The 14,685-nt window shown below is 69.1% G+C and carries 9 protein-coding genes; 6 read left to right on the top strand and 3 right to left on the bottom strand.

Features of this window, described 5'->3' with window-relative positions:
- The first annotated feature begins 203 nt into the window (after positions 1–203).
- The gene (locus D7Y21_RS09430; protein WP_233612040.1) at positions 204–7,025 is read left to right on the top strand and encodes an Ig-like domain-containing protein; all 6,822 of its coding nucleotides are present in this window, start codon (positions 204–206) and stop codon (positions 7,023–7,025) included.
- Positions 7,026–7,364: 339 nt separating this feature from the next.
- On the top strand, positions 7,365–8,600 hold the full coding sequence (gene ftsZ, locus D7Y21_RS09425) for a cell division protein FtsZ (protein ID WP_120566867.1): 1,236 nt from the start codon (positions 7,365–7,367) through the stop codon (positions 8,598–8,600).
- Positions 8,601–8,619: 19 nt separating this feature from the next.
- Here the strand turns inward: ftsZ and D7Y21_RS09420 are convergent, their stop codons facing one another.
- Positions 8,620–8,961 carry a hypothetical protein gene (locus D7Y21_RS09420; RefSeq protein WP_233591908.1) on the bottom strand — a complete coding sequence of 114 codons (342 nt, stop codon included), beginning with the start codon at positions 8,959–8,961 and terminating at the stop codon, positions 8,620–8,622.
- 173 nt (positions 8,962–9,134) lie between these two features.
- On the opposite strand from D7Y21_RS09420, the gene D7Y21_RS09415 reads away from it, so the two are divergent.
- The 3 genes from D7Y21_RS09415 to D7Y21_RS09405 are packed head-to-tail and all read left to right on the top strand — an operon-like array spanning position 9,135 to position 11,554.
- Positions 9,135–10,484, top strand: a complete 1,350-nt coding sequence (locus D7Y21_RS09415) for an acetyl/propionyl/methylcrotonyl-CoA carboxylase subunit alpha (protein WP_120566812.1) — start codon at positions 9,135–9,137, stop codon at positions 10,482–10,484.
- Between the two features lie 53 nt (positions 10,485–10,537).
- Positions 10,538–10,750 (top strand): acetyl-CoA carboxylase biotin carboxyl carrier protein subunit, encoded by a 213-nt coding sequence (locus D7Y21_RS09410; protein WP_120566813.1) that lies wholly within the window; start codon positions 10,538–10,540, stop codon positions 10,748–10,750.
- A gap of 39 nt (positions 10,751–10,789) precedes the next feature.
- Complete coding sequence (locus tag D7Y21_RS09405; protein ID WP_121712657.1) at positions 10,790–11,554, top strand: enoyl-CoA hydratase/isomerase family protein; 765 nt, start codon at positions 10,790–10,792, stop codon at positions 11,552–11,554.
- Here D7Y21_RS09405 and D7Y21_RS09400 read toward each other — a convergent pair.
- Both D7Y21_RS09400 and D7Y21_RS09395 read right to left on the bottom strand, forming a co-directional pair.
- Positions 11,551–12,144 (bottom strand): response regulator, encoded by a 594-nt coding sequence (locus tag D7Y21_RS09400; protein WP_014398871.1) that lies wholly within the window; start codon positions 12,142–12,144, stop codon positions 11,551–11,553. The two genes, D7Y21_RS09405 and D7Y21_RS09400, sit on opposite strands and share 4 nt — an antisense overlap.
- A gap of 42 nt (positions 12,145–12,186) precedes the next feature.
- Positions 12,187–14,070 (bottom strand): FHA domain-containing protein, encoded by a 1,884-nt coding sequence (locus D7Y21_RS09395; RefSeq protein ID WP_120566815.1) that lies wholly within the window; start codon positions 14,068–14,070, stop codon positions 12,187–12,189.
- Positions 14,071–14,298: 228 nt separating this feature from the next.
- On the opposite strand from D7Y21_RS09395, the gene D7Y21_RS09390 reads away from it, so the two are divergent.
- Positions 14,299–14,685 (top strand): rhomboid family intramembrane serine protease (locus tag D7Y21_RS09390; protein ID WP_233612039.1); only part of this gene is annotated, 387 nt, incomplete at its 3' end.

Below are 14,685 nucleotides of genomic sequence, written 5' to 3'. Positions count from 1 at the left end.
TTCCAGAATCCGGAATCCGGATCCGGCTTCCGGACTCTCGCCCTAAGTACGGGCGGCCAGTCGTGCAAGTTCCAGGATTTGGACGGATTGGGAATTCGACAGAGGATGGCTTCCGGCTTGCTATGGGAGCCCGTGGCTCCCGGAACGGATTTCTCCGCTCCTGGTGAGCCTCTGACCTTATGACTCCACAAAAGACTTCGCGGTTGCTGACGCCCCTCACGGGACTTCGCCGCTCGGCCGCGGGCCTGTTGGCCCTGCTGTGTGCCGTGCTGTTGGCGCCACCCGCGTTCGCGGAACCTGACACGTTCGGTCTGGGCAATGGCCACAACGGTGAGCTGACGGTCGGCGCCGGCCAGACGCTGACCATCAACACCTACGCGCGACTGACGGAACCCGCGAACGCCGGGCAGTCGTTCGTGGAGGTGACGGACACGACGGGCTTCGCCGTCGGCGACCTGGTGATGGTGTACCAGTCCACCGGCTACGCGGGCCCGGTGACGTCCGGCAACCAGGGGCCGTTCGACTTCTCATCAGACCCGGTGGGCCGCTGGCAGTTCGCGCGTGTGACGGCGCTGACGGACACGCGCCTCACCTTCGGTTCGCCCCTCACGGTGCCGTTCCTGGGCGGCCCGGACGATGACGAGCTGGCCCGCCGCTCCGCGGCCCAGGCCATCCGCGTGCCCGAGTACACGACGGTGACCGTCAGTGCGGGTGGCAGCATCGTCGCCAAGGGCTGGTCCAACGACGAGGACCAGATCGACAGCCTGGGCGGCATCGTGGTCTTCCTGGCCCAGGGCGCGGTCATCAACAACGGCACCATCTCCGCCAATGGCGCGGGCTTCCGTGGCGCGACGTACTTCAACGGGGATGGCGACAACTGCACGGAGTTCGACGAGGTGTATCCGGGCGGTGCCATCAAGGGAGAAGGCGTGGTGCCGGGTCGCTTCAAGCTTCCGGCGGCGTACCCTGATGCCGACGGCATCACGGGCCGGGGCAACATCCTCAACGCGGGCGGCGCCGGCATCTGCCACAACTCCGGTGGTGGTGGCGGCGGCAACGGCGGTCAGGGCGGCATCGGCGGCCGGACGTGGACGGGTGACACCGCCCCGGCGCGCGCGGTGGGCGGCCTGGGCGGCGCGAAGATGAACTTCCTGCCGCCGACGCGCGTGCTGTTCGGCGGTGGTGGCGGTTCGGGTCATGGCAACGACGGAGTGGGCGGTGGTGGCGGCAACGCGGGTGGTGCCGTGTTCATCCGCGGCGGTTCGCTCGCGGGCGCCGGTGTCATCAATGCGGACGGCGCGGCGGGCGGCGACTCGGATAATGACGCGGCGGGTGGCGGTGGCGCGGGCGGTACGTTGTCCCTGCGCTTCAATGGCAATCTGACCTGCAATCCCGGCAATATCTCCGCGAAGGGCGGCCGTGGCGGCATCAGCTCCGCGGATGAGCACGGGACGGGCGGAGGCGCGGGAGGTGGCAACATCTTCCTCCAGGGCGCGGCCATCAACTGCAACACCGTGGCGGCCACGGCGACCTCGGGCGGTGCGGCGGGCACGCAGGCGCTCGCGGGCTCTACCTATGACGGCGCGACGTACGGCTCCGCGGCGGGCAATGTCGGCGTGGTCAACACGCTCACGTCCGCGCTGACCGTGCCCGCGGCTCCGGTTGTCACCACGCCGGCCAACGGCTCCACCACGTCCAACCGGACGCCCGCCTTCACCGGCACGGGTCCGGTGAACACGACCATCGTCGTCATCGTGGACAACGTGGAGATTGGCCGGACGACGTCGGATGCCTCGGGCAACTGGACCTTCACGCCCACGACCCAGCTCAGCGTCGCTGCTCACACGGTGTACGCGTACGCGGAGGTCAACGGCCAGGCGAGCCCCAAGAGCAACACCAACGCCTTCACCATCACCGCCGCGGCGACGCCGACGGTGACCATCACCACGCCGGCCACCGGCTCGACGGTGTCGAACCCGAACGTGACGGTGACCGGTACGGCTGCGAACGCGACCAGCGTGACCGTGACGTTCCAGGGCACGAACTACCCGGCGACGCTGACGGGCAACACCTGGAGCGTGGCGCTGCCGGGCCCGCTGGTGGCTGGCACGTACACGGTGACGGCGGTGTCCTCGAACGGGACGACCACGAGCACGCAGGCCTCCACCACCTTCACGGTGGTGGTGCCGACGGTGACCATCACGGCGCCGGTCAACGGCACGACGGTGACGGACCCGAACGTGACGGTGACGGGCACGTTCGCGAATGCCACCAGCGTCCTGGTGAGCTTCAACAACACGAGCTACCCGGCGACGCTGACGGGCAACACCTGGAGCGTGGCGCTGCCGGGCCCGCTGGGCAATGGCACGTACACGGTGACGGCGGTGTCCTCGGATGGGACGACCACGAGCGCGCAGGCCTCCACCACCTTCACGGTGGCGGTGCCGGCGCCGACGGTGGTCATCACGGCGCCAGCCAATAACTCGACGGTGACGGACCCGAACGTGACGGTGACAGGCACGTTCGCGAACGCGACCAGCGTGACGGTGACGTTCCAGGGGACGAACTACCCGGCGACGCTGACGGGTAACGGCTGGAGTGTGGCGCTGCCGGGCCCGCTGGCGGCTGGCACGTACACGGTGACGGCGGTGTCCTCGAACGGGACGACCACGAGCACGCAGGCCTCCACCACCTTCACGGTGGCGGTGCCGACGACGCCGACGGTGACCATCACGGCGCCGATCAACGGCACGACGGTGACGGACCCGAACGTGACGGTGACGGGCACGTTCGCGAATGCCACCAGCGTCCTGGTGAGCTTCAACAATACGAGCTACCCGGCGACGCTGACGGGCAACACCTGGAGTGTGGCACTGCCGGGCCCGCTGGCCAACGGCACGTATACGGTGACGGCGGTGTCCTCGGATGGGACGACCACGAGCGCGCAGGATTCCACCACCTTCACGGTGGCGGTGCCGGTTCCGACGGTGGTCATCACGGCGCCGGCCAATAACTCGACGGTGACGGACCCGAACGTGACGGTGACAGGCACGTTCGCGAACGCGACCAGCGTGACGGTCACGTTCCAGGGGACGAACTACCCGGCGACGCTGACGGGCAACACCTGGAGTGTGGCGCTGCCGGGCCCGCTGGCGGCCGGCACGTACACGGTGACGGCGGTGTCCTCGAACGGGACGACCACGAGCACTCAGGCCTCCACCACCTTCACGGTGCCGGCGCCGACGCCGACGGTGACCATCACGGCGCCGGCCAATAACTCGACGGTGACGGACCCGAACGTGACGGTGACGGGCACGTTCGCGAACGCGACCAGCGTGACGGTCACGTTCCAGGGGACGAACTACCCGGCGACGCTAACGGGTAACGGCTGGAGCGTGGCGCTGCCGGGCCCGCTGGCCAACGGCACGTATACGGTGACGGCAGTCTCCTCGAACGGGACGACCACGAGCGCGCAGGCCTCCACCACTTTCACGGTGTCGGTGCCGACGACGCCGACGGTGACCATCACGGAGCCGGCCAATAACTCGACGGTGACGGACCCGAACGTGACGGTGACGGGCACGTTCGCGAACGCCACCAGCGTGACGGTCACGTTCCAGGGGACGAACTACCCGGCGGCGCTGACGGGTAACGGCTGGAGCGTGGCGCTGCCGGGTCCGCTGGCCAACGGTACGTACACGGTGACGGCGGTGTCCTCGGATGGGACGACCACGAGCACGCAGGCCTCCACCACCTTCACGGTGAACACGGCCGCCCCGACGGTGGCCATCACCGTCCCGGCCAACGGCGCCACGGTGGTGGTCCCCAACGTGACGGTGTCGGGCACGTCCGCGAACGCCACGTCCGTGACGGTGCTGTTCCAGGGCACGATCTACGGCCCCATCGCGGTGAACGCCTCCGGCAACTGGAGCCAGGCGCTGCCCGGCCCGCTGGCGGACGGCACGTACACCGTCACCGCGGTGTCCACGAACGGCGCGGGCACGAACAGCACGACCGCGACCACCACCTTCACCGTCAACCAGGCGGGGACGGTGGATACGGACAACGACGGCCTGACGGACGCCGAAGAAGTCCTCGCGGGCACCGACCCGAACAACCCGGACACCGACGGCGACGGCATCCCCGACGGCATCGAGGTCAAGGTGGGCGGCACGGATCCGCTGGACGACGATTCGGATGACGACGGCATCCTCGACGGTAACGAGGACAAGGACCACGACGGCGTCGTCGACGCCGACGAGACGGATCCGAACAACCCGGACACCGACGGCGACGGCCTGACCGACGGCGTGGAGCTGGGCCTCACCCAGCCGCAGGGCGACGACACCGACTCGACCAGGTTCGTGGCGGACAAGGACCCGTCGACGAAGACCAACCCGCTGGACGACGACACGGATGACGACGGTCTCACCGACGGCAACGAGGACGCCAACCACGACGGCCTCAAGGACCCGACCGAGACGGATCCGAACGACATCGACACGGACGACGACGGCCTGACGGACGGCCTGGAGTTGGGCCTCACCGTGCCCCAGGGCGGCGACACCGACCCGTCGAAGTTCAAGGCGGACCAGGACCCCGACACCAAGACGAACCCGCTCGACCCCGACACCGACAACGGCGGCGTGTTCGACGGCATCGAGGACAGGAACCACAACGGCCGCGTGGACGTGCAGGAGTCCGACCCGCTCAACCCGGCGGATGACCAGGACGCGGACGGCGACGGCATCGACAACGCCACGGAGCTGGAGCACGGGACGGATCCGTTCGACTCCGACTCCGACGACGACGGCGTGCCGGACGGCATCGACGGACTGACGGACACGGACGGCGACGGCGTCATCGACGCGCTCGACCCGGACAGCGACAACGACGGCATCAACGACGGCACGGAGATGGGTGTCACCGCGGAGACCGCTCCGGCGGGCACCGACAAGACGTCCCCGAACTTCAAGCCGGACGCGGATCCGACGACGAAGACGGACCCGAAGAACCCGGACACGGACGGCGACGGCCTGAAGGACGGCGAGGAGGACGCCAACCACGACGGCCGCCGTGACGCCACGGAGACGGATCCGAACATGAAGGACACCGACCAGGGCGGCATCGATGACGGCACGGAAGTGAAGGGCGGCTCCGATCCGCTCGACGCCAACGACGACTTCCTGGTCGTGGGCCACGGCTGCAGCACGGGCGGCTCCGGTTCGCTGGCGCCCTTCGCGCTGATGCTGCTGGCGCTGCCCCTGGTGGGCCGCCGCTTCCGCCGCGCCGGGGACCTCCTGGCGCGCGCGGGTGGGGCGCTGGCCGTGTTCGTCATGGCGCTGGTCGTGGGCATGGGCACCCCTGCCCACGCGCAGGCCACCGCCGTGTCGCAGGCCATCGACGTGCAGCAGTACAAGCCGGGCCCGGGCGTCGCGGACGTGCTCGCGGTGCACGGCGCGAAGGTGCAGCGGCACCTGGGGTGGAACGTGGGGCTGTCGGTCAACTACGCCGACAAGCCGCTCAACTTCTTCGACCCCCGCTCGGACACGTACGTCACCTCCCTGGTGAAGAGCCAGGTGGGCTTCGACCTGATGGGCGCCGTCGGCCTCTTCGACCGGTTCGAAATCGGCGTCGTGCTGCCCATCACCATTCAGGGCTCGGAGAACTCGCCGGCCGTGGACTCCTCCTTCGCCAATGGGGTGAGCGGGGGCGGCATCGGCGACCTGCGCCTCATCCCGAAGGCGCGGCTGCTGGATGGCGATGACTACGGCGTGTCCGTGGTGCTGCCCATCTCGCTGCCCACGGGTGGTGCGTCGAACTTCCTCGGCGGGTCCGGTGTGTCCGTCAACCCGCGCGTGGTGGCGGAGTACGGCAAGCGCTTCCGCGTGCTCGCCAACGTGGGCGTGGACATCCGCGAGTCGCAGCAGCTGCGCAACCTGAACGTCGGCAGCGCGCTGGCGTACGGGGTGGGCGCGGAGGTTCCGCTGGGTGACCTGCCGCTGGCCGCCCAGGCCTCGCTGGTGGGCTCGATGGGCTTCAAGCAGCAGAACGAGGAGGAGCGTCCCCTGGAGCTGCTCGCGGCCCTGAAGTACCGCGCGCCTACCGGTCTGTCCGCGCAGGTGGGCGCGGGCCCGGGCCTCACGCACGGCTACGGCACGCCGACCTTCCGCGTGCTCGCGTCCGTGGCCTACAGCACCCCGGAGCGCGCCCCGGCGCCTCCGAAGCCCGTGTGCCCGGAAGGCCCCGAGGACTTCGACGGCTTCCAGGACCAGGACGGCTGCGCGGATCCGGACAACGACGGCGACGGCATCCTGGACACGGCCGACCAGTGCCCCAACGAGCCGGAGACGGTGAACGGCTTCGATGACGATGACGGCTGCCCGGACACGAAGCCCGTGCCGCCTCCGCCCGCGCCGGTGGACACCGACGGCGACGGCCTGATGGACCCGGACGACAAGTGCCCCAACGCGCCCGAGGACTTCGACGGCTTCCAGGACGAGGACGGCTGCCCGGATCCGGACAACGACAAGGACGGCATCCCCGACACGGCGGACAAGTGCCCGCTGGAGCCGGAGACCATCAACGGCGTGGATGACGAGGACGGCTGCCCCGACAAGGGCAAGGTGAAGGTGCTCGTCGAGGGCGAGCGCATCCTCATCCTGGAGAAGGTCTACTTCGCCACGAACAAGGACGTCATCCTGCCGCGCTCGTTCCCCATCCTGAAGCAGGTGGCCGCCGTGCTGCGCGCCAACCCGCAGGTGGAGCTCTTGCGCGTCGAGGGCCACACGGACAGCCAGGGCAACGACGCCGCCAACCTGGACCTGTCCAAGCGTCGCGCCGCCAGCGTGAAGACGTTCCTCGTCAACGAGGGCATCGCGGGCGAGCGCCTGGAGTCCGAGGGCTTCGGTGAGTCGAAGCCGGTGGACACCAACAAGACGGCCGCGGGCCGTGAGAACAACCGCCGCGTGGAGTTCAACATCACGCGGATGGCCAAGGTGGAAGTGGAGAAGCCCGCCCCGTAGCGCTGCACTTCAGGAATGAAACACGCAAGGCCCGGTTCCCCCGAGGGAGCCGGGCCTTTTCGTCATCCGCGCCCCGTCCTGTCACATCACGCGTGCGCGGAAGGCGCGCACAACTGGTCACGGCGAGTCACCGGACGCGAGTCAAGAGGGTGTTTACATCCGCGCGATGTCCGCATGGCCGCTGATGCCATTCGCGTAAGTGGGCGTCAGGACTCGGCCGCGCAGCAGGGCGCTACAGGCTGGTAGCGGAATACTTGCCAAAGCGCCCGACTTCCTGATGATTGTTGAGGGTGGGTGTTTCCGCGGACGGCGCCGCGGTGCTTCCGCCACGAGGACGACATGGACCAGTTCGAGCAGAACAAGCAGGCCGCGAAGATTCGTGTCGTGGGCGCGGGCGGGGCGGGATGCAACGCGGTCAACACGATGATTCTGTCGAAGCTGGATCGCGTCGACTTCATCGCCGCCAACACCGATGTCCAGGCGCTCGCCGCGAGCAAGGCGCCCACCCGGCTGCAGCTGGGCCAGGCGCTCACCAAGGGCCTGGGCGCCGGCGCCAACCCGGAGATGGGCCGCGAGGCCGCCCTGGAGTCGCGCGATCAGATCGCCGCGGTGCTGGAAGGCGCCGACATGGTCTTCGTCACCGCGGGCATGGGCGGTGGCACCGGCACGGGCGCCGCGCCCATCATCGCGGACATCGCCAAGAGCCTGGGCTGCCTCACGGTGGGCGTCGTCACCAAGCCCTTCCTCTTCGAAGGCAACAAGCGCCGCAAGCAGGCCGAGCAGGGCATCGTGGAGCTCAAGGCCGCGGTGGACACGCTCATCACCATCCCCAACCAGCGCCTGCTGTCGCTCTCCAATGAGCCCATGCCGCTCTTGGAGACCTTCAAGCGCGCCGACGAGGTCCTGCTCAACGCCGTGCAGGGCATCAGCGACCTCATCCAGTACCACGGCTACATCAACGTGGACTTCGCGGACGTGAAGACCATCATGAGCGACAAGGGCCTGGCGCTCATGGGCACGGGCCACGCCTGTGGCGACCGCCGCGCCGTCACCGCCATGCAGCAGGCCATCTCCAGCCCGCTGCTGGAGGACGTCTCCATCGACGGCGCCACGGGCCTGCTCATCAACATCACCGGCGGCCGCGACATGACCCTGCAGGAGGTCAACGAGGCGCTGACGCTGGTGCACGACGCGGCGGACGGCGAGGCGGAGATCATCTTCGGGTCGCTCATCGACGAGCAGATCCAGGACGAGGTGAAGATCACCATCATCGCCACGGGCTTCGTGCACCGGGACGCGCCCAAGGTGCGCCCCATGGCTCAGGTGGTGCAGGTGCCGCTGGTGGGCCGTCCCTCCACGCAGCCCTCCGTGCTGTCCTCGTCGCGTGAGGAGGTGGCCAGCCTGGTGCCCACGAAGGGCACTCCGCGTCCGGCCATGTCCACCGTGGAGTCGCCCAAGTCGTCCATGCAGAGCGCGCGCACGGCCGTGGTGAAGGACGCGGCGCTGCCCCTGGACGAGGATCAGTTCGACATCCCCACGTTCCTGCGCCGTCAGGGCCAGACGGAGCTGCCGTAGTCAGGCAGCGGCGGGGACGCTAGCGGGGGAGGCGGGCGACGCTCGCCGTGCCCCTGCCGGTGAGGCGGTCGCATTTGGTGAACAGTCCGTCCACCTCGTCGTAGAGCGCATCGATGCGCTCCGACGCGCTGGGGGCGGGAAGCAGCCCGTCGCCGGACAGCTCCTCCAGGCGGGTGCCGGCGCGCTGCAGCAACTGCAGGGCCTTGAGCAGGGAGCGGCCCTGCTGGGTGCCATCGGGCGTGAAGAGGGTGCCGCCCTCGTAGAGCGTCACCAGATTGGCGCGGGTGTCCTGCTGCCGCTGGTTGAGCCGGTTCCGGTACAAGTCCAGACGGCGGGCGCGACGGGCACCATGCAGGTCCACGACGCTGTGCGTTCCTGTCGAGGGAGGATTCACGTCGGGCAAGGTACGCCAGGGGCTCGCAAGCCCGCAAATTTACGGGACTGTACGGACCTGTTGCGCGACCGCCCGGACGCTTGTCAGTCAAGGGGGTGGGGGTTAGTTTGGCCGCCCTTCGCAACGCCAGGGTGCCTGCCATGTTCCAGAAGCTGCTCATCGCCAACCGGGGAGAAATCGCGCGTCGCATCGGGGCGGTGGCCCGGGGCATGGGCGTGAAGACGGTGGCGGTGCACTCGGACGCGGACGTGAACCTGCCCTTCGTGAAGGAGGCGGATGAGGCCGTGCGCATCGGCCCCGCGCCCGCGAAGGACAGCTACCTGAGCATCCCCGCCATCCTGGAGGCCGCGAAGAAGACGGGCGCCCAGGCGGTGCACCCGGGCTACGGCTTCCTGTCGGAGAACGGCGAGTTCGCCCAGGCGTGCGCGGACGCGGGCATGGTCTTCGTGGGTCCGCCGCCGGAGGCCATGGCGCGGATGAAGGACAAGAGCCAGGCGCGCAAGCTGGTGTCCGCCGCGGGCGTGCCGGTGGTGCCGGGCAGCGACGGCGTGCTGCCGGACGTGCAGAGCGCCCTGGAGGCCGCGGAGCGCATCGGCTACCCGGTGCTGTGCAAGGCCGCCAGCGGCGGTGGCGGCATTGGCATGGCGGCGGCGAACACCCCCGCGGAGCTGGAGAAGGTGTACCGCCAGTGCACGGACCGCGCGAAGGCCGCCTTCGGCCGCGAGGGCGTGTACCTGGAGCGCTACTTCCCGGCGCCCCGCCACATCGAGGTCCAGATTCTGGGCGACACCCACGGCCACCTCATCCACGGCCTGGAGCGCGAGTGCTCCATCCAGCGCCGGCACCAGAAGGTGGTGGAGGAGGCCCCGTCGGTGCTGTTCGCCAACGGACGGAACGCGGCGCTGGCGGACACGCTCTTCACGGCGGCCGTGAAGGCGGCGAAGGCGTTCGGTTACGCCAACGCGGGCACGGTGGAGTTCCTGTACTCCGACGGGCAGGTGTACTTCATCGAGATGAACGCCCGGCTCCAGGTGGAGCACCCGGTGACGGAGCTGACCACCGGCCTGGACCTCATCGGCTGGCAGCTGCGCATCGCCGCGGGTGAGAAGCTGACGGTGAAGCAGGAGGACGTGAAGCGCAAAGGGGCGGCGCTGGAGTTCCGCATCTACGCGGAGGACCCGGTGAAGTACTTCCCGTCCCCCGGCCCCCTGAAGGTGTTCCAGCCGCCCACGGGCGAGGGCGTGCGCCTGGACTCCGGCTACGCGGAAGGGGACGTGGTGACGCCGAACTACGACCCGATGATCGCCAAGCTCATCATCAGCGGCGCCACGCGCGACGAGGCCATTGCCCGCGCGGTGAAGGCCCTGGAGTCCTTCCGCATCGAAGGCATCAAGACGAACATCCCGCTCCACCTGCGCATCCTGAAGGACCCTGCCTTCAGCGCCGGCGAGCTGGACACGCACTTCCTGGATCATCACGCGAAGCCTTAAAGGGCGGCGGGGAGACCCCCCGCGCTCGTTTCCCACCCGAGGAGGGACGGTTCATGGCGGACGTTGCGGCGCACATCACGGGCACGGTGTGGAAGATCGAAGTGAAGGTGGGCGACAAGGTGGAGGCCGGCACCACGCTCGTCATCCTCGAGTCCATGAAGATGGAGATGCCCGTGGAGGCCGAAGAGGGCGGCACGGTGAAGGAGATCCGCTGCAAGGAAGCGCAGGCGGTCAACGAGGGTGATGTCCTCGTGGTGCTCGAGTAGCCACGGGCTTCACGCAAGGAGACGGGAGCGACGCGCAGGATGGAGCCCACGCTGGAGGTGGAGGATCGCGAGGGCGGTGTCCGGGTGCTCACCGTCTCCAACCCGTCGCGGCGCAACGCGCTGAATGACGCGTTGCTGGCCCGGATGGACGCGGCGCTGGAGCCTGCCACCCACGTGCGAGCGCTGCTGGTGCGCGGCCAGGGCGGCCACTTCTGCGCGGGCTACGACTTGACGCACCTGGGGCCGCCGGGCGCGGACGGGCGGCTGCCGGATGACCCGCTGGTGGCGTGCCTGCTGAAGCTGGAGCGGCACCCGGCGCCGTCGGTGGCCCTGGTGCAGGGCGGCGCGGTGGGCGCGGGCTTCGACCTGGCGGCCTCCTGCGACTTCCGCGTGGGGGCTTCCGACGCGTTCTTCCTCATGCCTCCGGCCCGGCTGGGCATCGTGTACTCGCCGGAGGGCCTGTCGCGGGCGGTGCGGCTGGTGGGGCTGTCGCGCGCCAAGCAGCTGTTCCTCACCGCGCGCCGGCTGCCGGCGGCGGAGGCGCTCGCGTGGGGCCTGCTGGATGAGTGCCCCGAGGATGCAGAGTCGCGCGCGCTGGCGCTGTGCGCGACGCTGGCCGCGGGGGCGCCGAAGGCGGTGTCGGGGATGAAGGAGGCGTTCGGGCTGCTGGCGCGCTCCGGGTTGTCCCCGGAGGACGTCGCGCACCTGCGTCAGGTGCGCGGCGAGGCGTTTGGCAGCGAGGACGCGAAGGAGGGGCGCGCGGCCTTCTTGGAGAAGCGCGCGCCCCGGTTCTCCGGCCGCTAGGTGTCGCCGAACAGCTCGCCCATGCGCAGCTGCAGCGCGGAGGCGATCTTGTAGAGCGACGAGATGGACGCGGAGGACTCCGCGCGTTCAATCTGGGACAGCAGGGACACGGACAGTCCGGTGCGGCGGGCCAGCTGCTTGAGCGTGAGCTCCTGCGTCTTGCGCGCGTCGCGGATGGTGCGGCCGATGGCGCGGTGCAGGTCCGCTTCCGGGTCCTGGGACAGACCCTTCTTCTGCAGCGCGTTGCGCACGGCGGCCGTGAACTGCTCCGGCTCCATGGGCTTCTTCACATAGTCGGACGCCTGCGCCTTGAGCGACGCGACGGCCGTGTCCACGGTGGGGTAGGCCGTGGCGACGATGACCGCGATGTCCGTGTCGTACTTGCGGATCAGCTCCAGCACTTCGGTGCCGGACATCTGCGGCATCATCATGTCGAGGATGACGAGATGGAAGTCGGAGCCACGGAGGATGTCCACCGTCTGCGTGGGGTCCGTGGTGGTGACGACCTCGTAGCCTTCACGGGTCAGCACGAGCTTGAGGTAGTCGCAGTTGTCCTGCTCGTCATCAACTACCAGGATGCGAATCTGCACAGCGTCTCCTCGCTGCAGGGTTGAGGGAAGTGCTGCGGGGATCTACTTGCCATCACGTGAGGTGGGGGGATTTTGCGTCGGGGGCGGCGTCTCGGTGAGCTTGCCCAGGGCTTTGATCACCAGGTCGCGCTTGGGATAACCCTCATCCGTGAGGGAGAGGAACTGCCCGTAGTGCCGCACGCTCATCTCGGTTTCATTGCGCTTCGCATACGTGAAGCCCAGCATCAGGTGGCACTCAGGGATGTCTGGCGCCATCAAGGCGCAGTCCTTGGCAATCACCAGCGCCCTATCCAGCTCCTGATCCTTGATCAGGGCGCGGACCTTGGCCTGGATCTCCTCGATGTTCTTGGCAACCCCCTCCGCCGATTTCATTCGCTGCATGTACTCGGACGTGGGCTGCCCAGCCGGCTTCTTGGCGGCGGTAGTCGCTCCCTGCGCATCCGAAGGAGGGGGCTCCGTCACAGGGGTGGTCTGCGCGGCCTGCGCCTGCGCGGCTTCCAACTGGTCGCTCAGCTCCCTGCGGGCCTCCGCGAAGACCGTGTCCTCGGGGATGGCGCTGAAGCTCTTGACCGCGCCATCGACCTCCTTGGCCTTGAGGGCCTTGCGGGTCGCTTGGATGGCGCTGTCCGCCTTCTTTTCCTTGTCCAGCCGTGCCTGATGCGCCTCCAGGGTCGTGGCCGGAAGCGCCTTGGTCTTGCGGAGCGAATCGAGCGCGGTGGCGGCGATGTTCAACTTGCCCCCCTGTAGCGCATCCAGGAAGGCCTGATCCGCCGGAGGTTCGGGCGCCTTCTCAGGCGTCGCGGGCGGGTTCGCGGCCACGGTCTCCGGGGGCTTCGTCTCCGGGGGCTTCGTCTGCGGCGGCGGCTCCGGGATGGACTGCGGATCCGCGGCGACCACGGGGGGCGTGGTGTCCGGCGGCTTGGGCAGCAGGTCCTGGCCCTTCACCACGAAGATCGCCGCGCCCGCGCCAATGGACAGGAACGCGATGACCGCGGCGACCCACATCTTCTTGGAGCCGGTGCGGCCCTGCGCGGCGATGTCGTCTTCCAGCGAGCCGGGCCCCACGAAGCGCAGCTTCACGTGGCCCATCTCGATGATGTCACCGTGAGAGAGCGTCGCCTGGGCGTAGCTCTCGCCGTTGACCGTCATCCCGTTGGCCGACTGCATGTCGATGACGCGCCACTCGCCGGTCTCCTCGCGCACGACCTTCGCGTGCGTGCGGGACAGCGAGCGGTGGTCCAGGGCCACGTCGTTCTCCGACGTGCGGCCGATCCGCAGCTCCGTGCGGTTGCAGTCGTACTCCTGGCCCTTGAATTCGGCGGGGCCGAGCACCACCAGCCGGGGCTGCTCGTCCTCGGGCACGCGCTCCACGCGCCGGGGCCGGTCCGCCTCCATCTGGTCCATGCGGATGATGGACGTGGCGTTGCGGCGCGCATCCGCGGACACGGGCGTGTGCTCGTGCTCGTCGCCCGAGTCGTCGTCCTCCGCCTCGTCCTCACCATCCACCATGGTGTCGCGGGGACGGGGACCTCCGGCGACCTCGTCGTCGTCCTCCTCCTCGGGCTCCGGCTCCGGCCGGCGGGAGGCGGGCACCTTGGCGGTGATGGCGCCAGTAGGAGCGCCGGCGTTGGCCGCGCCCTCGACCTGCAACGCCAGATCGTAGTCGCCGATCTGGATGAGGTCGCCCTCCTTGAGAGGGAGCTGGCCTGCGACGCGCTCTCCGTTGATCCGGGTGCCGTTGTAGCTCCCCAGGTCTTCGAGCACGACGTGTCCATTGAGGCGCACGAGCCGGGCGTGTCGACGTGACACGTTTCGCTCAGTCAGGCGGATGGTGTTCCCCTCCTGACGGCCAATGGTGATTTCGTCGCGCACGAAGGGAACAACGGTCTTGCGCCCCTCGTCGTCTTCGATGATGAGCTTCAGCACGGGTCCGGTCCGAGTACAGCTATAGCAGAATGCCCTTTGCCGAGACAAGCCATGTATCCCCCGAGAACAACAGGGTTTTTCGCCCATCCCAGGGGCAGGAAGGCACTGTTGTCCATCGGTCGATTGGCCGGAAAGGGTGGGGAGGGCAGGATACCGGGGCTCACGATAGCGCTGATCGCGGCGCAGGCCATTCTGTACACCTTGGTGGCGTCCGGAGGCCCACCGGGAGTGGATGCGCTGCTCCACTGGGGGGCCAAGTCCGGCCCCCTGGTGACGGACGCGGAGCAGGGCTGGCGGCTCCTGACGGCCAACCTCCTGCACCGGGACGCCCTGCACCTGGGCCTCAACCTGCTGGTGTTCGCGGGGGTGGGCACGGCGGTGGAGCGCTCGTGCCGGTGGTGGGACTACGTGGCGCTGCTCGCCGTGTCCGGGCTGGCGACGATGGCGGGCTCGCTCTGGTGGTCTCCAACGGTGAGCGTGGGCGCGTCCGGGTGGGTGTTCGGGTGCGTGGGGGCGCTGCTGGTGCTGGGGCGGCGCGCCCGGACCGGGGCCGGAAAGGCGCGGCTCGGGTGGTTCTCCGGGGAGAACGCGCTGCCCACGGTGCTCGTCTTCCTG

It is taken from the genome of Corallococcus sp. AB045, assembly GCF_003668895.1.
Classification (GTDB): domain Bacteria; phylum Myxococcota; class Myxococcia; order Myxococcales; family Myxococcaceae; genus Corallococcus; species Corallococcus coralloides.
This window is presented reverse-complemented; position numbering and strand designations above follow the sequence as displayed.

What these genes read in the sequence shown, in the direction of transcription:
- ftsZ (WP_120566867.1), top strand. Translation starts at nt 7,365, where the DNA reads ATGGACCAGTTCGAGCAGAACAAGCAGGCCGCGAAGATTCGTGTCGTG.
- D7Y21_RS09405 (WP_121712657.1), top strand. Translation starts at nt 10,790, where the DNA reads ATGGAGCCCACGCTGGAGGTGGAGGATCGCGAGGGCGGTGTCCGGGTG.
- D7Y21_RS09410 (WP_120566813.1), top strand. Translation starts at nt 10,538, where the DNA reads ATGGCGGACGTTGCGGCGCACATCACGGGCACGGTGTGGAAGATCGAA.
- D7Y21_RS09415 (WP_120566812.1), top strand. Translation starts at nt 9,135, where the DNA reads ATGTTCCAGAAGCTGCTCATCGCCAACCGGGGAGAAATCGCGCGTCGC.